This is a genomic window from Faecalibacterium sp. OF04-11AC (genome assembly GCF_003460645.1).
Taxonomy (GTDB): Bacteria; Bacillota; Clostridia; order Oscillospirales; family Ruminococcaceae; genus Faecalibacterium; species Faecalibacterium prausnitzii_I.
Window position 1 is genome coordinate 73,851 of the sequence record NZ_QTVP01000005.1, and the last position, 18,274, is coordinate 92,124.

Annotated in this window: 19 protein-coding genes and 2 pseudogenes; 4 read left to right on the forward strand and 17 right to left on the reverse strand. The window is 60.2% G+C overall.

What is annotated here, in order from left to right; translation table 11 throughout:
• The first annotated feature begins 70 nt into the window (after positions 1-70).
• From DXA70_RS03985 to DXA70_RS03995, 3 genes are all read left to right on the forward strand, one after another.
• Positions 71-1,621 carry a DUF1538 domain-containing protein gene (locus tag DXA70_RS03985; RefSeq protein WP_128117700.1) on the forward strand — a complete coding sequence of 517 codons (1,551 nt, stop codon included), beginning with the start codon at positions 71-73 and terminating at the stop codon, positions 1,619-1,621.
• A gap of 13 nt (positions 1,622-1,634) precedes the next feature.
• On the forward strand, positions 1,635-2,327 hold the full coding sequence (locus DXA70_RS03990) for a hypothetical protein (protein WP_022257420.1): 693 nt from the start codon (positions 1,635-1,637) through the stop codon (positions 2,325-2,327).
• Positions 2,328-2,438: 111 nt separating this feature from the next.
• The gene (locus tag DXA70_RS03995; protein WP_128117676.1) at positions 2,439-3,305 is read left to right on the forward strand and encodes a YitT family protein; all 867 of its coding nucleotides are present in this window, start codon (positions 2,439-2,441) and stop codon (positions 3,303-3,305) included.
• Positions 3,306-3,353: 48 nt separating this feature from the next.
• Here the strand turns inward: DXA70_RS03995 and DXA70_RS04000 are convergent, their stop codons facing one another.
• Both DXA70_RS04000 and DXA70_RS04005 read right to left on the reverse strand, forming a co-directional pair.
• Positions 3,354-4,973, reverse strand: coding sequence for a phospholipase D-like domain-containing protein (locus DXA70_RS04000; RefSeq protein ID WP_128117677.1), 1,620 nt, complete (start codon positions 4,971-4,973; stop codon positions 3,354-3,356).
• A 21-nt stretch (positions 4,974-4,994) separates the two neighbouring features.
• Entirely contained in the window at positions 4,995-5,612 is a 618-nt protein-coding gene (locus tag DXA70_RS04005) for a C39 family peptidase (protein ID WP_128117678.1), read from the reverse strand.
• Positions 5,613-5,746: 134 nt separating this feature from the next.
• Here DXA70_RS04005 and udk point away from each other — a divergent pair, with 134 nt between their 5' ends.
• Positions 5,747-6,376 carry a uridine kinase gene (gene udk, locus DXA70_RS04010; protein ID WP_128117679.1) on the forward strand — a complete coding sequence of 210 codons (630 nt, stop codon included), beginning with the start codon at positions 5,747-5,749 and terminating at the stop codon, positions 6,374-6,376.
• 157 nt (positions 6,377-6,533) lie between these two features.
• On the opposite strand, the gene atpC is transcribed toward udk, so the two are convergent.
• The 15 genes and pseudogenes from atpC to DXA70_RS04075 all read right to left on the reverse strand — a co-directional run bounded on the left by atpC (position 6,534) and on the right by DXA70_RS04075 (position 18,236).
• A complete protein-coding gene (gene atpC, locus DXA70_RS04015) occupies positions 6,534-6,935 on the reverse strand; it encodes an ATP synthase F1 subunit epsilon (protein ID WP_022257415.1) in 402 nt (133 codons plus the stop codon).
• A 3-nt stretch (positions 6,936-6,938) separates the two neighbouring features.
• Positions 6,939-8,332 (reverse strand): annotated as a pseudogene (atpD, locus tag DXA70_RS04020) (F0F1 ATP synthase subunit beta).
• 200 nt (positions 8,333-8,532) lie between these two features.
• On the reverse strand, positions 8,533-8,919 hold the full coding sequence (locus tag DXA70_RS15270) for a FoF1 ATP synthase subunit gamma (RefSeq protein ID WP_347553479.1): 387 nt from the start codon (positions 8,917-8,919) through the stop codon (positions 8,533-8,535).
• Entirely contained in the window at positions 8,916-9,380 is a 465-nt protein-coding gene (locus DXA70_RS15275; RefSeq protein ID WP_347553480.1) for a FoF1 ATP synthase subunit gamma, read from the reverse strand. Before DXA70_RS15275 ends, DXA70_RS15270 begins: the two co-directional genes overlap by 4 nt.
• 20 nt (positions 9,381-9,400) lie before the next feature.
• A pseudogene (gene atpA / locus DXA70_RS04030) lies at positions 9,401-10,920 on the reverse strand (F0F1 ATP synthase subunit alpha).
• Positions 10,921-10,981: 61 nt separating this feature from the next.
• Positions 10,982-11,521: an ATP synthase F1 subunit delta gene (atpH, locus tag DXA70_RS04035; RefSeq protein WP_112115483.1), complete on the reverse strand. Its 540-nt coding sequence runs from the start codon at positions 11,519-11,521 to the stop codon at positions 10,982-10,984.
• Entirely contained in the window at positions 11,518-12,024 is a 507-nt protein-coding gene (gene atpF / locus DXA70_RS04040) for a F0F1 ATP synthase subunit B (protein ID WP_112115484.1), read from the reverse strand. Before atpF ends, atpH begins: the two co-directional genes overlap by 4 nt.
• Before the next feature lie 41 nt (positions 12,025-12,065).
• Positions 12,066-12,347, reverse strand: coding sequence for an ATP synthase F0 subunit C (atpE, locus tag DXA70_RS04045; protein WP_015564615.1), 282 nt, complete (start codon positions 12,345-12,347; stop codon positions 12,066-12,068).
• A 58-nt stretch (positions 12,348-12,405) separates the two neighbouring features.
• Positions 12,406-12,549: a hypothetical protein gene (locus tag DXA70_RS15280; RefSeq protein WP_347553481.1), complete on the reverse strand. Its 144-nt coding sequence runs from the start codon at positions 12,547-12,549 to the stop codon at positions 12,406-12,408.
• Positions 12,543-13,148, reverse strand: a complete 606-nt coding sequence (locus tag DXA70_RS04050; protein ID WP_347553482.1) for a FoF1 ATP synthase subunit a — start codon at positions 13,146-13,148, stop codon at positions 12,543-12,545. The genes DXA70_RS15280 and DXA70_RS04050 overlap by 7 nt, the downstream gene beginning before the upstream one ends.
• Before the next feature lie 3 nt (positions 13,149-13,151).
• Positions 13,152-13,652 (reverse strand): ATP synthase subunit I, encoded by a 501-nt coding sequence (locus tag DXA70_RS04055; RefSeq protein WP_022257471.1) that lies wholly within the window; start codon positions 13,650-13,652, stop codon positions 13,152-13,154.
• A 25-nt stretch (positions 13,653-13,677) separates the two neighbouring features.
• Positions 13,678-13,938 carry an AtpZ/AtpI family protein gene (locus DXA70_RS04060; protein WP_242982800.1) on the reverse strand — a complete coding sequence of 87 codons (261 nt, stop codon included), beginning with the start codon at positions 13,936-13,938 and terminating at the stop codon, positions 13,678-13,680.
• Between the two features lie 401 nt (positions 13,939-14,339).
• Entirely contained in the window at positions 14,340-15,758 is a 1,419-nt protein-coding gene (locus DXA70_RS04065) for a glycogen/starch synthase (RefSeq protein ID WP_128117681.1), read from the reverse strand.
• 163 nt (positions 15,759-15,921) lie between these two features.
• Positions 15,922-17,049 carry a glucose-1-phosphate adenylyltransferase subunit GlgD gene (glgD, locus tag DXA70_RS04070; protein ID WP_128117682.1) on the reverse strand — a complete coding sequence of 376 codons (1,128 nt, stop codon included), beginning with the start codon at positions 17,047-17,049 and terminating at the stop codon, positions 15,922-15,924.
• On the reverse strand, positions 17,043-18,236 hold the full coding sequence (locus DXA70_RS04075; protein WP_112115492.1) for a glucose-1-phosphate adenylyltransferase: 1,194 nt from the start codon (positions 18,234-18,236) through the stop codon (positions 17,043-17,045). The genes glgD and DXA70_RS04075 overlap by 7 nt, the downstream gene beginning before the upstream one ends.
• Positions 18,237-18,274: the final 38 nt, after the last annotated feature.

The following is an 18,274-nucleotide window of genomic DNA, read 5'->3' on the forward strand; positions in this document are numbered from 1 at the left end:
CTCTTGCAAATATTCCAGTTTGTACGCAGTTTCCGGCCATTTCGACGCCGGGGACCGCGCGGAAAGGTCGGTGGACAACATTCTCAAAGCATCACTCCCCAAACTGCGGGAAAAACTGCTGGAAGCGTTACAGGCGGTGCTGCCCATTGTGGCCATTGTGCTGGTGCTCTGCTTTACCATTGCCCCCATCTCCCCCAGCATCCTGCTCTGCTTTCTGCTGGGCGCCGCCATGATCATTGTGGGCATCATGTTCTTTACGCTGGGCGCGGAGATGAGCATGAGCCCCATGGGCGAGCGGATGGGCACCATGCTCACCAAGACCCGGAGCCTGCCCCTCATCATCGGGGTCGGCTTCCTGCTGGGCTTCCTCATCACCATCTCGGAGCCGGACTTGCAGGTGCTGGCCAATCAGGTGCCCTCCATCCCCAACATGACCCTGATCCTTTCGGTGGCGGCAGGCGTAGGCCTGTTCCTCGTCATGGCGTTTTTGCGGATGCTCTTCGGCATCCCGCTGCCGCGGCTCCTTGTGCTGTTCTACAGCATCATCTTCATTCTGGCCGCGTTCGTCCCCAAAGAGTTTCTGGCGGTCGCTTTTGATTCCGGCGGCGTGACCACCGGCCCCATGACAGTTCCATTCATTATGGCGCTGGGCGTCGGCGTGGCCGCCATCCGTTCCGACCGCCACGCGGCGGACGACAGCTTCGGTCTGGTCGCCCTCTGCTCTGTCGGCCCCATCCTGGCTGTGCTCATTCTGGGCATCGCGTTCCAGGCCAGCGACAGCACCTACATCCCGCCCATCCTCCCTGAGGTGAACGATTCCGTGGAGCTGTGGCAGCTCTTCCGGGAGGGCCTGCCCACCTACTTCAAAGAGATCGCCACCTCGCTGCTCCCCATCATCCTGATGTTCGGGGGCTTCCAGCTCGTGGCCCTCAAGCTGGACAAACGCACCATTGGCCGCATTGCCGTCGGCCTTGCGTACACTTATATGGGCCTCGTGTTATTCCTCACCGGCGCAAACGTCGGTTTTATGCCAGCCGGTAATTATCTGGGGCAGGTGCTGGCAGGCCAGAGCTTCCGCTGGGTGCTCATTCCCATCGGAATGCTCATCGGTTACTTCATCGTCAAGGCCGAGCCCGCCGTCTATGTGCTGAACAAGCAGGTGGAGGAGGTCACCGATGGTGCCATCTCCGCCCAGGCCATGGGCATGGCTCTTTCGGCAGGCGTCTCCCTCTCGGTGGGGCTTGCCATGGTGCGGGTGCTCACGGGGGTTTCCATCCTGTGGTTCCTCATCCCGGGGTACACGTTCGCCATTGCCATCTCGTTGATCGTGCCCAAGCTCTTCACCGCCATTGCGTTTGACGCGGGCGGTGTGGCCTCCGGCCCCATGACGGCCACGTTCCTGCTGCCGCTGGCACAGGGCGCCTGCGTGGCTGTGGGCGGCAACATCGTCACCGATGCCTTTGGCGTGGTGGCCATGGTCGCCATGACGCCCCTCATCACCGTCCAGCTCATGGGCCTCATTGCAGAGCTCAAGACCCGCAAAGCCCGCAAGGCGCAGCCCGCCTTTGCGCTGGCCGCTGCCTATGCCGAGCTGCCGGATGACGCCATCATTGAGCTGTAAGGAGGTTTAAGCTGTGACAAATCCCCTTTACTGGCTGGTCACCATCACCGACCGCCGCTCCACGGACGCGTTCCTGGCCCTGTACGAGAGCTACGGTGTCCGTGTCAGCCTCCGCACCGTGGGTGCCGGCACGGCCGTGCAGGAAATGCTGGCCACCCTCGGCCTGGAAAAGAGCGAAAAAGCCGTTCTGTTTGCCATCATCACCGCCGACACCTGGCCCAAGATCCAAAAGGCGCTCCGCCGCCAGATGCGGATCGACGTGCCGGGCACCGGCATCGCGTTCATCATCCCGGTCAGCAGCATGGGCGGCAAGCGTGCCCTGCAGTTCCTGACCGAACACCAGACCTTTACGCGAATGGAGGAAAGCACCTTGAAAGACACCCACTATGAGCTGCTGCTCGTCATTGCCAATCAGGGCTACACCGGCTCCATCATGGATGCCGCCCGTGCCGAGGGTGCCGGCGGCGGCACTGTGCTCCACGCCAAAGGCACCGGCATGGAGGGTGCCGCCCGTTTCCTGGGCGTGGACCTCGTCAACGAGAAGGAAATGGTCTTCATTGTGGCCCGCAGTTCCGAGAAGAATCAGATCATGAAAGCGATCATGGCCGGGGCTGACCCCAAGGCGGGCGCTATCGTCTTCTCCCTGCCGGTCACCGACACGGCAGGCCTGCGGCTGCTGGACGAGGACGAGACCGAAGCCGTGTAAGCCATTCACCTGCACCATGAGCAAAAATCCACACCGGGCGGGGCGTTCTTCCCTGCCGGGGCGTGGATTTTTTTGTCGTTTTCCGGTATCATAGAGGTGGAGGTTTTGCAGATGAATCATTCAAATCACGGGCGGCGGCTGCTCAGTGCCGCCGCTGTTGTTTTGGGCAACGCGGGGTACTCCCTGACGGTAGCCCTTTTTCTGGAGCCCGCGGGCCTTGTGGCCGGGGGTGCCACCGGCGTGGCGCTGGCCTTTGGCCGCCTGACCGGGCTTTCGGTCTCCGGTTTCCTGCTGGCATTCAACTTAGTCATGCTGGTCTGGGGCTGGGTGGTACTGGGCCGGGCCTTTGCCCTCAACACCCTGGCCAGCAGCATCCTGAGCCCCATCTTTCTGGGCCTTGCCGAGACGATGCTCCATGGCCGTGTGCTCACAGACGACCTTTTCCTGAACACGGTCTTTGCCGCCATCGGTGTCGGGGCTTTTATGGGCATCGTCATCCGGGCGGGGGCCTCCACGGGCGGCATGGACATCCCGCCGCTGGTGCTGCAAAAATGGTTCCGCTGGCCCGTGTCCGCCACCATGCTCATCTTTGACATTGCCGTCATCCTCATCCAGATCCCGTTCAGCCCGGTGCCGCAGCTGCTGTACGGCATCGTGGCCATCATCATTCAGGTCATGGTCATGGACAAAGTCCTGCTCTGGGGTGAGAGCCGTACCGAGGTCAAGCTGATCAGCACCAAGGCGGACGAGCTCTGTGCCGCCATCCTGCACCAGCTGGACCGCGGTGTCACCATCCTGAATGGTGCGGGCGGCTACACCCACGACCCCAGTGCCGTGCTGCTGAGCGTCATCTCCAGCCGGGAGCTTCCCCGCCTGGAAAAGCTGGTCCACGCCATCGACCCGGACTGCTTCCTCATCGTCAGCCAGGTCACAGAGGTACGGGGCCGCGGCTTCTCCATGGATAAAAAATATCAGTAAGCACACAGCAAAAATCCCCCGGAAATTCCGGGGGATTTTTGCGTATGCTTACAGTAAGGGCGCAATGGCCTTAACCAGCCGCCCGGTGAGGCGGAGCAGGGTCTGCCCCTGCCAGATGCTCTGTTTGGTGGCTTCCACCGTGCGGCACTGGGTCAGTGTCCGCTGGAAGTCGTCTTCAATGGCCGGGATGCAGGGGGCGTCCACCATCCAGACCGCATCCTCAAAGTGGTGGTAGAGGCTGCGGTAATCCAGATTGATGGTGCCCACCACGGCCTCACGGTCATCCACCACAAAGACCTTGGCGTGAACAAAGCCCGGCACCCACTCCGAAATTTTGACGCCCGAGCGGATGAGGGCCGCATAGTGGGTCTTGGCCAGCGCGTACGGAATGCGCTTGTCCGGCTTGCCCGGCAGGATGAGGTGGACATCCACGCCCCGCTCCGCCGCGAACTTGAGGGCCGTTTCCAGCTCCCCGTCCAGAATCAGGTAGGGTGTCATGATGTGGATGTACTTCCGGGCCCGGTTGAGCAGGTCGATATAAACCAGCTCGCCCACCCGTTCCCCGTCCAGCGGGCAATCGCCGTAAGGGGCCGCAAAGCCCTTGGCCCCCGCCGGGGCCGGGATGGGCTGCTTGAGGTAAGCTTCAAACTCCGGCTCCCGGGCGATATCCCACATCTGCAAAAAGATGGCCGTCAGAGAGCGGACCGCCTCGCCCTCCAGCATGACAGCGGCATCTTTCCAGCGGCCAAACTTCTCCACATGGTTGATGTACTCGTCGGCCAGATTCACGCCGCCCGTAAAGCCCACTTTGCCGTCAATGACCAGCACTTTTCGGTGGTCTCGGTAATTATAATGGGTCGAGACAAAGGGCATCAGCGGCGAGAAAACTTTGCAGGTGATGCCCAGCCGCTCCAGCCGCTTGGGGTAGTCCCGGGGCAGGGTGGTGAACTCACAGGTGCCGTCGTACATCACCCGCACATGGACACCCTCAGCGGCCTTACGGGCCAGCACTTCCAGCACCCGGCCCCACATGAGCCCCTCGTCAATGATGAAATACTCCAGGAAAATATACTGTTTCGCTTTTTCCAGCTGGCGCAGCAGCTCCGCGAACTTGGCCTCGCCGCTGGGGAAATAGGTCACAGCCGTGTTCTCATACACCGGGAAGCCGCCGCCTTTCCCCCGCAGGTAGTAGGCCAGCGAGGCCGCACCCGACTCCTGTGCTTTCAGCCGTTCCAGCGTTTGGGCATCCTGGGGCAGCTGCTCCCGGGTATCCTGTTCCAGCTGCTTGAGGCGGCGCTTGAGCATCCGGTGGCCGACTTCGCCTTTGGTCCACCAGAACAGCACCACGCCCAGGACCGGCACCAGCGCAATGACCACCAGCCAGGTGATCTTGGCGCTGTTGTCCATATCGCTGTTGAGCAGGTAGATGACCATAACGGCCGTGAACGCGATGCTGCCGCCCAACAGATGGGGCACCAGCGCGGTGAACCACCGGAACACGCTGAGCAGCAGCAGCACTTGCACAAAAAAGAGGGCCAGCACCAGTCCGGTGCGGCCAAAAATGGCCCGGATGATGCCCCGTTTACCCTTTTTCAGCAGCCGGATGCCGCCATCCTCAAAAACGCGGACCCGGTCTTTGACATTCTGTTTAAACTCTTCTGGCTTCATAGCGTTCCTTTCGTTCCCGGTTTATTTCCGTTTCAGCGTCACTGCAAACATTCCCTGTGCCGCATGGCAATCCTCCACCAGCGCCTTGGGCTGGGCGCAGACACCATGGTTGTGCCATGGGTCATTGAACCAGTAGTGCTCGTCGTCATAGCCCACCAGCAGCAGGCAGTGCTCGTGGCATTTCCATGCAAAATCCGTGCCGTCGGCCAGCAGCCAGTGGTCCCGCTCCTCCGGCACCGGAGTGAAATCCAGCGTGGCCCAGAAGACCACCGGCATCCCGGCGTCAATGTACTCGCAGAGCTGAGCCGCCGTCTTGCCCGTCTCATCCACTACTTCAAAGGCGTCCGCCGCCCCCTCGTGATCCAGCGCGCTCTGCAGTGCCTTGACGATGCAGGGGGCATAGCAGCCATAGCCGGTGTGGTCGTGGGGGTCGCCGGGGTAGACTTCATAGGGATCCGGGCCGTAGAGCTTTCCATCATAATCCCAGTAGGGCGCGTGGGGCAGGTCCCGCTCAATGAACGTGTCCGGGTCAATGGCAATGCCCATCGCCTGCAGCAGCATCACCGAGCTGATGCTCTCGCAGCCGTTCACCCAGCGTTCCGTCTGGTCGATATAGGGAGCCGATACGATTTTTTTCATCAAAATTCCTTTCGAGGCGCAAATGGCCTCTGTCAAAAACAGCCGAAGTGTGGTATCATAGCAACTAATAGATAGTATACCTTATTTCGGCACTTTTTTCCACCGGAATCAGAGCGCAGGAGGATATTTGGAGTATGAAGAATCTGATCATCGGCATTGCCGGCGGGTCCGGCAGCGGCAAGACCACGCTGGCCCTGCGGCTGAAAGAGCGGTTTGGGGAGGATGAAGTCCGCCTCATCTCCCACGACAGCTATTACAAGCGCCACGACGAGCTGCCTTTTGAGGAGCGCTGCAAACTGAACTACGACCACCCGGACGCCTTTGATAACGCCCTGCTGATCTACCACCTGCAGGAGCTGAAAGCAGGCCGCGCCATCGACTGCCCGGTGTACGATTACGCCGACCTCAACCGCAGCAACAAGGTACAGCACATCGAGCCCGCCCCCGTCCTCATCGTGGAGGGCATCCTGCCCTTTGTGGAGCCGGAGCTGTGCGAGCTGTTCGACTACAAAATTTATGTGGATACCGACGCCGATGAGCGCATCCTCCGCCGCATCCTGCGGGACGTCAAAGAGCGGGGCCGCTCGCTGGACAGCGTCATCCACCAGTACCTCACCACGGTCAAACCCATGCACGAGGCCTTTGTGGAGCCCAGCAAGCGGAACGCGGACATCATCGTGCCCAACGGCGGCGAGAACAGCACCGCCGTGGAGATGCTGGCCCACCACATCCGCAGCCTGATCGAAAAGGCAAACATGATGTAAACTCCTTCCGTCATCGCTGCCGCGATGCCACCTCCCTCCTGGAGGGAGGCCAAAAGGCCCCCTCTGTGAGGGGGCTGCCGCCAAAGGCGGCTGGAGGAGTGACACAAAAGCGCCCTGCGTTTCCCACCGGAAACACAGGGCGCTTTGCTTTTTGGGGTTACGGGTGGATGGAGGTGCGCACCAGGGCACGCTTGAGGCGGGCCTGCGCCAGCTCGTACTCCCGGCGGTCGAGGTTCTTCCGGACCAGAATTTCTTCCGCCCGCTTTTTGGAAGCCTCGGCACGGGCCTGGTCGATGTCCTCTGCCCACTCCCAGGTGGTTGCCACCAGACGGGCCTCGCCATCGAGTACGGTGAGCATCCCGCCCATACAGGCGGCCCGATGGCTCTGTCCCTCGGCATTGACGATATGGGCCTCACCCATGCCCAGCGCGGTGCAGTAATCGCCGTGCTTGGCCAGGATGGCCAGGTCGCCGTCAATGGCGCGGCAGACCACCCGCTCGGCCTGTCCATCAAAGACACAGCCGTCCGGTGTGACCACCGTCAGATGAAAGGTCGTCATGGTTTACCCTTTCTTCGCCTTGGCGAACACGTCGTCGATGGTGCCCGCGAAGAGGAACGCGCTCTCGGGCAGGTCATCGCACTCGCCGTTCAGGATCATGCGGAAGCCGCGCAGCGTCTCTTTCAGAGGCACATACTGGCCGGGCATACCCGTGAACTGCTCTGCCACATGGAGCTCTGGGACAGGAAGCGCTGCACCTTGCGGGCGCGGTTGACAGTGCGCTTGTCGTCCTCGCTCAACTCGTCCATACCCATGATGGCAATGATGTCCTGCAGCTCCTTATAGCGCTGCAGCACTTTCTGCACGGCACGGGCGATCTCGTAGTGCTCCTGGCCCACCACTTCGGGGCTCAGGATGCGGCTGGTGGAGTCCAGCGGGTCCACAGCCGGGTAGATGCCCTGGGAAGCGATGTCACGGCTCAGAACGGTCGTTGCGTCCAGATGGGTGAACGTGGTGGCAGGGGCTGGGTCAGTCAGGTCGTCGGCGGGAACGTAGACGGCCTGCACCGAGGTGATGGAGCCCTTGCGGGTGGAGGTGATGCGCTCCTGCAGAGCGCCCATCTCGGTGGCCAGCGTGGGCTGGTAGCCGACGGCGGAGGGCATACGGCCCAGCAGAGCCGACACCTCAGAGCCTGCCTGCGTGAAGCGGAAGATGTTGTCGATGAAGAGCAGCACGTCCTGGTTCTTGACATCGCGGAAATACTCCGCCATGGTCAGGCCGGACAGGGCCACGCGCATACGGGCTCCTGGGGGCTCGTTCATCTGACCATAGACCAGCGCCGTCTTGTTGATGACGCCGCTCTCGGTCATTTCGCCGTAGAGGTCGTTGCCCTCACGGGTGCGCTCACCGACGCCGGTGAACACCGAGTAGCCGTTGTGCTCGGTAGCGATGTTATAGATGAGCTCCTGGATCAGGACGGTCTTGCCGACGCCGGCACCGCCAAACAGGCCGATCTTACCACCCTTGGCGTAGGGGCAGATCAGGTCAACGACCTTGATACCGGTCTCCAGAATTTCGGTGGTGGACTGCTGCTCCTCGTAACTGGGAGCGGGACGGTGGATGGGCCAGTAGGCTTCCGGGGTGGGGGCGGGCTTGTTGTCCACCGGCTCACCCAGCAGGTTGAACACGCGGCCCAGGCACTGGTCGCCGACGGGGACCTTGATGGACTCGCCGGTGTCAACCGCTTCGGTGCCGCGCACCAAGCCATCGGTGCTGCTCATGGCGATGCAGCGGGCGACGTTATCGCCGATCAGCTGCGCCACCTCCACCACCAGCTTTTCGCCGTGGTTGTCGATCTCAATGGCGTTGAGCAGGTCCGGCAGCTGGCCATCCTGGAACTGGATGTCCAGCACCGGGCCGATGACCTGGATCACCTTGCCGATGTGTTTTTCGGACATAGGCTACAACTCCTTTACTCAACCTCTCCGTCATCTGCGCTTCGCTGGATGACACCTCTCCTGACAGGAGAGGCCTTGGCATTCCGTTTCGTCTTCCAGCAAACTCAATTCGTTTCTCAAAAACGAAATCTTTTTGCCAAAGGCTCCCCTGATCGAGGAGCTGTCGAGCGGCAGCGAGACTGAGAGGTTTAATCGTTCTTTTAATTCTCCGCGCCTGCCACGATCTCCGTGATCTCTTGGGTGATCGCAGCCTGACGGGCACGGTTGTAATACAGATTCAGATGGTCGATCATTTCCCCGGCGTTCTTGGTGGCGGCGTCCATGGCGGTGCGGCGGGCGGCCAGCTCACTGGCCACGCTCTCGCACACGGCACCGTAGACGATGCCGGCCACATACTCAGGGATGATGGCGCGGAATACTTCCTCGCTGCTGGGCTTGTACAAAATCTGGCTGCGGCGGGCCTCGGCTTTCTGCTCTTCCGTCGGCTCAATGGACAGCGGCAGCACCTCCAGCGTGGTGGCGGTCTGGGTCATCATGGAGTCAAACCGGGTGTAGCAGATCTTTACGGCGTCGTACTCGCCTTTCAAAAAGCCTCGGTGATGCTGCGGGAGAGCTGGAAGCACTCGCCCACCGAGATATCGGCGGCCAGCAGTACCTCCTGGGTGAACAGCTCTGCCCCATGCTGGGCAAAGTGCTCCGCCGCCCGTTTCCCGATGGGCAGCACCGTCACCGGGCCCTCGTGGGCATCCGCCTGCTTGAAGATGTTGGCGTTATAGCCGCCCGCCAGGCCGCGGTCGCCTGCAATGACGATCAGCAGGGTGCGTTTGATCTCATCCCGCCGCAGGTAGGGATTGCGGGCCCGGGGGTCTGCCGCCGCGATCTTGGTCAGCGATGCGTACAGCGTTTCAAAATAGGGGCGGCTGTGCTCCACCCGCTCCTTGGCACGGCGCATTTTGGAGGAAGCCACCAGCTCCATGGCCTTGGTGATCTGCATGGTACTCTCTACGCTTTTGATGCGCAGCTTGATGTCCTTCATGGAACCTGCCATGCGTTATGCCTCCTTCCTGTTCAGTGCGCCTTGAGGAAGCTCTCCGTGTAGGCGGACAGAACGCTCTTGAGTGCCTGCTCGGCATCGGCGTCCAGGTTGCCCGTGGTGCGGATCGTTTCCATCACCGCAGCGCCGGAAGCGTCGGTGTCCAGATATTCGTACAGGCCTTTCTCATACTCGGCCACATCGGCCACTTTCACCTTGACCAGATAATCGTGGATGGTGGCATACAGGATGGCCACCTGTTTTTCCACGGCCACGGGGGCGGAGCGGTTCTGCTTGAGCACTTCCACGATGCGCTCGCCCTGTGCCAGGCGGGCCTTGGTGTCGGCGTCCAGATCGGAACCGAACTGGGCGAACGACTGCAGCTCGCGGTACTGGGAGTAGATCAGCTTCAGGGTGCCGGCCACTTTCTTCATGGCCTTGATCTGGGCGTTGCCGCCGACACGGGACACCGAGATGCCGGGGTTGACGGCCGGCATGACGCCAGAGTGGAACAGCTCGGTCTCCAGGAAGATCTGGCCATCGGTGATGGAGATGACGTTGGTCGGGATGTAGGCCGACACGTCGCCCGCCTGGGTCTCGATGATGGGCAGAGCCGTCAGGCTGCCGCCGCCCAGCTCGTCGGAGAGCTTGGCCGCGCGCTCCAGCAGACGGGAGTGCAGATAGAAGACGTCGCCGGGGTAGGCCTCACGTCCCGGGGGACGGCGGATCAGCAGCGACAGGGCACGGTAGGCCACGGCGTGCTTGGACAGGTCATCATAGATGATCAGGACATGCTTGCCCTGATGCATGAAGTACTCGCCCATGGCACAGCCGGAGTAGGGTGCGATATACTGCAGGGGCGACAGCTCCGAAGCCGTGGCGGAAACCACGATGGTGTAACCCATGGCTCCGGCCTCGGTCAGGCTCTGCACCAGGTTTGCCACGGTAGAGCGCTTCTGGCCGATGGCAACATAGATGCAGATGACGTCCTTGCCTTTCTGGTTGATGATGGTATCGGCGGCGATGGTGGTCTTGCCGGTCTGGCGGTCGCCGATGATGAGCTCACGCTGCCGCGGCCAATGGGGATCATGGAGTCGATGGCCTTAATGCCCGTCTGCAAAGGCTCCTTGACGGGCTGGCGCTCGATGATGCCGGGCGCTTTGCTCTCAATGGCGCGGTACTCGGTGGTCTCAATGGGGCCCGCGCCGTCGATGGGCTGGCCCAGCGCGTTGACGACACGGCCGATCAGAGCTTCGCCCACCGGGACGGAGACGACCTTGCCCGTGCGCTTGACGGTGCTGCCTTCCTTGATGCCGACGTCGGAGCCCAGCAGCACGATGGAGACGGTGTTCTCCTCCAGGTTCTGGGCCATGCCGTACTCGCCGTTGTCAAACTGGAGCAGCTCGCCCGCCATGCACTTTTCCAGACCACTGGCACGGGCGATGCCGTCGCCCACCAGGATGACCGTGCCCACCTCGCTCTGCTCAATGACATTCTCGTAATGCTTGATCTGAGCACGGATGATCTTAGAGATCTCTTCAGGTTTCAGTTGCATTGTTGTGTCTTCACCACTCAATTCTTTGGTATTTTCGGGTGGATATTCTTCTACAGCGTTGTTACAACGTTGCTGCCGCGATGTTCCGCCGCAGGGTGGCCAGCCGGTTCTGGACTGTGCCGTCCAGCTCGGTGCCCTCGATGTCCAGGCGGATGCCGCCCAGCACACTGGGGTCGATCTTGGTCGCCAGGTCGATCTTCTTCCCGGTGATTGTCTCCAGCTTCTGGCGCAGCTGCTCGGTCTGCGCGGCAGTCATGGCAATGGCCGTGATGGCCGTTGCTTCCAGAATGCCGTGCGCGGCGTTGTAGCGGATGCGGTAGGCCCGCGCGCAGCCCGGCAGCTCCCGCAGGGTGCCGTTCTCGCACAGGATCTTCAAAAAGTTCAGCACATAGAGGTGGACCTGCCCGCGGAACGCCTCGTCCAGCAGGGCGCAGCGCTCTTTCTTGGGGATGCTGGGGGTGCTGAGCAGCCGCAGGTACTCCGGGTCGTCCCGGATCAGCTTGGCTGCTTCGTCCAGCTCGTCCAGAATGCGGGTCTCAAGCCCCTCCTCCGCTGCCAGGTCGTACAGACTGCCGCCGTACATCCTTGCGATCTCGGTCATGATGCTTCACCCACATTTTTGATAAATTCGTCGATCAGGTCTTTGTGGTCTGCTTCGCGGATCTCGCGCTCCACGACCTTGGAGGCGATCTCCATGGCCATGCCGCCGATCTCGTCCTTGACCTCGTTGACGGCCTTTTTGCGCTCCTGCGCAATGTCGGCCTCCGCTTTCTGCTTGAGGGCAGCCGCCTGGGCCCGGGCCTCACCCAGCAGCTCCTCGCTGCGGGCGGTGGCGGTCTTCTGGGCCGCCGCCACGATCTGGTTGGCCTCGGTGCGGGCGTTCTGCAGGTTCTGCTCATACTCAGCCTTCATGGCTTCGGCCTCGGTGCGGAGCTTCTGGGCATCCGCGATCTGGCTGTCCGCCTTGGCCTTGCGCTCGGCAATGACTTTTTTGACCGGGTTCAGCAGCAGCTTTTTAAAGATCACCAGCTGGATCATCAGGTTGCAGATCTGGGCGACGAACGTCCAGCCATCCAGCGTGATCAGTGCCTGATAAAGTTGCATAAGCTTCTCCCCTTTCTTCCGGTATTACAAGTAAGGGGCGCTTACTGCAGGTAGTTCATGAACATACCGGGAGCCAGGAAGATGAGCAGCAGGCCGGTGACGAAGCCGTAAATACCGGTGGTCTCCGACAGTGCAACGCCCAGGATCAGGGTGCTGGTAACGTCGCTCTTGCACTCGGGCTGGCGGCCAACGGCCTCGCAGGCAGCAGCGGCAGCGTTGCCTTCGCCGATACCAGGGCCGATACCTGCGATCAGCGCGCAGCCCGCGCCGATGCCGCAGCCAGCCAGAGCGATACCACGAGCCAGGAATTGAAAGTCAGTCATAATCAGTGTCCTCCTAAAAATGATATTCTTGTTTTTAAGGGGTGCCGGGGCGGGAGACTTAGTCCTCGCCAGCGGCGCGTTTGATGAAGATGGTGGTCAGAGTGCAGAAAATAAATGCCTGGATGCAGCCGCCGAACCAGTCAAAGTACAGGCCCGTAAAGGCCGGGATACCGATCTGGAACAGCTGCAGCTGGCTCAGCACGCCGGGCAGCCAGCCAAAGATGACATGGCTGAGGCTTGCCAGTGCCAGTACAGCAGGGTGGAGATGACGGTACCGGACAAAATGTTGCCGAAGTGACGGAACGCCATGCTGACGGGCGTTGAAATTTCCGAGAGCACATTGATGGGTGCCATGAGGAAGATGGGGTCCAGCAGGCCTTTGAGGTAAGCCAGGATGCCGTTGGTCTTGATCTTGTAGTACATGATGAGGACGAAGACCACGATGGCCCAGGCGGCCTCGGTGTTGAGGTCAGCCGTGGGGCTCCACAGGCCCACCACGCTGATGAGGTTGCAGCCAATGCTCAAAGCAAAGATCGCGCCCACCAGCGGGATATACTGGTCAAAGTGGTGGCCCATGTTGTCGTGCACGAACTGGTCCAGCCGTTCCACGATAAACTCCGCGGCTGCCTGCCGCTTGGAGACGTTTTCCAGCTTGAGGTCGCGCCCCAGCCAGAATGCCAGGCCCGAAAGCAGCGCCATGACGATCCAGGTGCTCACGAGGGTCTGGGTGATCTTGAAATCGCCCAGGACCGGGATGTTGGTATGGATGGTATACAGGATCTTCGCGCCGTTCAATTCCATTTGTTACGTTTCACCCCCTTTGTCCGCGGGGTCTGCTGCCGGAGCCGCGGCGGGGGCAGGGTCATCTTCCACCGAGATGTCCACATGCTCCTGCCGCGTTTTCAGCGGCTTGTACTTGCCCGTTATTTGCAGGTAATAAATGGTGATCCGAGGGAAAAACAGCGGCAGGATGCTGGCAAAGGCCTGGAAGCAGGGGGCCGCGATGGCCACCACCACCCAGACAGCCTGCAGCAGCATCCGCCCGTTGTAGGAAAGCTGTAATTTTGCTTTGCGGCGTTTTTCGTCCTGCTCGTCGATGATCTTCTGCACCACAAGACAGATGCCTGCAAAGTTGCCGATGGCCACCAGCGCGCCAACAAGGCTGCCCAGGATGACCGAAGAATCGAACCGGGCCCAGCCCACCGTGTGCAGGGCCGCGAACACCACCCACATGGCGGCGGTGCAGATGGCCGTGCCCCCGGCAATGCGCCCGAGCTCTTTTTTGGATTCCGGTTCCAGTTTCATGGAAACGCCCTCCCCGTGTTGTAGTTTACAGGTGCGAGTTGAACCCGACGCGGCGGGGTTTGTCTTTCCGGGCCCGCTTGAGATGCTCTTTGGCGAACACCCAGAAATTTTGCGCCCCGGCAGCCAGCCCCAGCAAAATAGCCGGGATATAGACCCACATCGGCCAGCCCCAGTGGTTGACTGCCCACCAGCATCCGCCCAGGCAGAGCACCAGCGGCAGCAGCAGGTTGAGCCCCAATTGCGTCAGCCAGACGAGGTCTTCCAGCGTTTTGTAAAGGCCTTTCACTGCATCGGTTCCCCTCCCCTGTTGTAGGATATGCTCCCCGCCCACGGGCGGCGGCGCATGATAAAGATTTTTTTCACAAAGAATCTTTATCATCCATTATACTCAAAATGGCTGTGAAAGGCAATCAATTTTCCACTGTTTTTTAGCAAAAGTCTATAATTGCCATGAAGTTCGTTATATCTAACTAAAAGTTTTTCAGAAACCATCCTGTTTCTTTACAGGAACTTTTATCATTTCGACAAAATTGTCCGGAAAAATTTTTCATTCGACTCTTGACAGCCAAAATGTCAACCATCAATCTGTGCAAAATGCAAAAAGCCCCGGCGGGCGGCTGCGGGATTGCAGCGCCCGCCGGGGCGAAGAGAGGTCTTTGGTTTTGCTCTGGGATTCCGTGCAGATGCTTACCAGAGGTTTGCGGTCTCATTGTAGAGGCCCTCATAGCTCTTGGCCGAGACATCCCAGCTGTAATCGCACTCCATGCAGTGGTGCACGAGATTCTTCCAGTTTTCCTTGTCGTTGTAGGCATCCTGTGCATGGCAGCAGGCCTCATACAGCTCATGGGCACTGTAGCCTGCAAACGTGAAGCCATTGCCATCGCCCATGGTGGAATCGTGGATGGAATCGCGCAGGCCGCCGGTCTCGCGAACGATGGGAGGCGTGCCGTAACGGCAGGCGACCATCTGGGCCAGGCCGCAGGGCTCACTCTTGGAGGGCATGATGAACGCGTCCGCGCCTGCATAGATCTCCTGCGACAGAGCCGGCTCAAAGCCGATGTAGGTGCCTACGCGGCCCGGGTGACGAGCGCACAGATCGGAGAAGAAACTCTCATACTGGTTCTCGCCGCTGCCCAGGATGACCAGCTCAATGCCGCGGTCCACCAGACCATCGGCCACGCTCTGCACCAGGTCAAAGCCTTTCATGCCCACCATGCGGCTGACCATGGCAAAGACGGGGCTGCCGTCCTGATGGAGGCCGAACTTCTCCTGCAGGGCTTTCTTGCAGGCTGCCTTGCCCTCTTCAAAGTTGTCGATGCTGTAGTTGAACGGGATATAGGGGTCGGTGGCCGGGTTGTTGGCGTCCATGTCAATGCCGTTCAGGATACCGCAGAGCTTATACTGCTTCTCCCGCAGCAGGGCATCCAGGCCGTAGCTGAACCACGGGTCCAGAATTTCCTGTGCATAGGTGGGGCTGACCGTGGTGATCTTATCAGCAGTCTCGATGGCGCCTTTCATGAAGTTGGCACAGCCATCGTACTCCACGATGTGCTGGTCACGGCGGCCGATGCCGCAGGTATCTTCCAGAATCTCGGTGCCGTACTTGCCCTGATACGCAATGTTGTGGATGGTGAAGATGGTCTTGATGCGGTTGAACTTATCCAGATGGCGGTAGTACAGGTTCAGGTAGACGGGGACCAGAGCGGTCTGCCAGTCGTTGCAGTTGATGATGTCGGGGGTGAAGTCGATGTAGAACAGGGTCTCCAGCACCGCGCGGGAGAAGAACGCAAAGCGCTCACCGTCATCGTAGAAGCCGTACAGGCCGCGGCGCTTGAAGTAATACTCGTTGTCCAGGAAGTAGTAGGTCACGCCGTTGCGCACGGACTTGAACAGGCCGCAGTACTGGCTGCGCCAGCCCACCGGCACCGAGTAGTTGGTGACATACTCCAGATCCTCGCGGTATTTCAGGTCGCCGTACAGGGGCATGATGACGCGGGCGTCCACGCCGTCCTTGACAAGGGCCTTGGGCAGGGAGCCTGCCACGTCCGCCAGACCGCCGGACTTTGCATAGGGAGTCGCTTCCGAAGCAGCGTACAGGATTTTCATAGGATCGCTCCTTTCTGAATCAGAACGGATGTATCAGAACACTGCACCGCCGGGACATCCTGCACACGGCGATACAAAAAGAGCGGGCGGGGGCACACAAGGCCCCCGCCCCTCTTTAAGAGGGGCTACCGGGGAGGGAGCCGCCCCTGTGAAAAATTGCAGATCAGACGATGTGGTTCTTCTGGACGTAGACGGGGAAGCTCTCGGTACCGGACAGCTTCTTGCCTGCGGTGATCTTGACGTTCTTGTCCGTGACCACGCAATCCAGCTCAGCGTTGGGCTCGATCACGGTATCCTGCATCAGGACACAGTTCTTGACGACAGCGCCTTTCTTGACCCGGACGCCGCGGAAGAGCACGCTGTTCTCCACGGTGCCCTCGATGATACAGCCATCGGCCAGGATGGAGCTCTCCACCCGGGAGCCGGTGACGTAGCGCACGGGGTTGTCGTCGCGGATCTTGGTGTAAACGGGGCTCTGCTTGGGGAAGAGGGCGTTCAGATTCTTCTCGTCGATGAGCTTGAGGTTCTCATCGAAGTAACTCTTCATATCGCAGACATGAGCCACGTAGCCGGTGTACTCCAGAGCGCGGATGTTCAGGATGTTGACGTTGTGGGCCAGGATATCGCGCTCAAAGTAGATCAGGCCGCGGGCAGCGGCGTCCTTGACCAGCTTGATGAGGATCTCGCGCTCCAGAACATAGATGTTCAGGTCGAGGTTCTGCTTGCCGGAGCGGTAATCGTTGAACAGCAGCTCGGTCACACGGCCATCGGCATCGACGGTCAGGGTGTAGTTGTCGTTCTTGCGGCCCTCGGGGATCTCCACTTTCTGGTAGGCGATGGTCACATCGGCACCGCTGGCCTGATGGGCAGCCAGCAGAGCGTTGAAGTCATAGTTGACGGCAATGTTGGCGTCGCTCATGACAACATATTTTTCTTTCTGGTTCTCCAGGAAGTTGAGGATGGAGCCCAGAGCTTCCACACGGCCAGAGTAGATGCGCACGCCCTTTTCTGCAAAGGGAGGCACGATGTTCAGGCCGCCATGGCGGCGGGCCATATCCCACTCACGGCCGGTGCCCAGATGATCCATCAGGGAGTGGTAGTTCTTGCGCACCACGATGGAAACATTGGAGATGCCGCAGTTTGCCATGCTGGACAGGATAAAGTCCACCATGCGGTAACGGCCTGCAAAGGGGATCGAAGCCATGGCACGCTCGGTGACAAGCTCCGGTACGGTGTTATCATAGCTGTTGGGGAAAATGATGCCCAACGCGTTGTTGTTCTGGCTCAGCATACTTCCTCGCCCTCCTTGACGGAATCAAATACTTTGGCGCCCTCTTTCACGGTAGCGCCTGCGCCAATGGTAAGGCCGGTACCTACATGCGCGATGGGGCCGTCGCCGCCGATCTTGGCGCCTGCGCCCACGGTGACATCCTCAGCCAGGATGCAGCGCTTGACCACGGCACCTGCCTTGACCACGACGCCATCCATCAGGACAGCATCCTCGACCGTTGCGCCCTCTTCCACCACGACACCGGCGCTCAGGACCGAGTGCTTGACGGTGCCGTAGATCTTGCAGCCCTCGGTGACGAGGGAGTCCTGCACCACGGCGCGGGGGCCGATCTTCTGTGCGGGCAGAACGGGGTTGCGGCTGTAGATCTTCCACTTCTTGTCGAAGATATCAATGCCGGAGTTCTCGGGGTCCAGGACCTCCATGTTGGCTTCCCACAGGCTGTCGATGGTGCCGACGTCGCGCCAGTAGCCTGCAAAGTGGTAAGCGTACATCTTGCGGCCATCCCGCAGCAGGGCGGGGATGATATTCATGCCGAAGTCGTTCTTGGAGTTGGGGTCCGCCTCGTCCTCTTCCAGATACTTCTTCAGGACATCCCAGTTGAAGATGTAGATGCCCATGGAAGCCAGGTTGGATTTGGGTACCGGGGGCTTCTCCTGGAACTCGGTGATGCGGTCATCCTCGTCGGCCACCATCAGGCCGAAACGGGAAGCCTCTTTCCAGTCCACTTCCATAACGGCCACAGAGAACTCCGCGCCTTTCTCTTTGTGGAAGCGGAGGAAATCGGCGTAATCCTGCTTGCAGATCTGGTCGCCGGACAGGATGATGACATACTCCGGGTCATAGTTGTCGATGAAGCTGATGTTCTGGTAGATGGCGTTTGCAGTGCCCTTGTACCAGTCGGTACCCTTGGCCTGCTCGTAGGGGGGCAGGGTGTGCACGCCGCCGTACAGACGATCCAGATCCCAGGGCTGGCCGTTGCCGATGTACTCGTTCAGCTTCTGGGGCTGGTACTGCGTTGCGATGCCAACGGTATCAATGTTGGAGTTGACGCAGTTGGACAGCGGGAAGTCCACGATGCGGTATTTGCCGCCAAAGGACACCGCCGGTTTTGCCGTTTTCTGTGTCAGCGCGTACAAGCGCGAGCCACGTCCGCCGGCAAGGATCATTGCCACGATTTCTTTTGCCATAGCTATATTCTCCCCTTTAAACATTTCCTTATATTTGG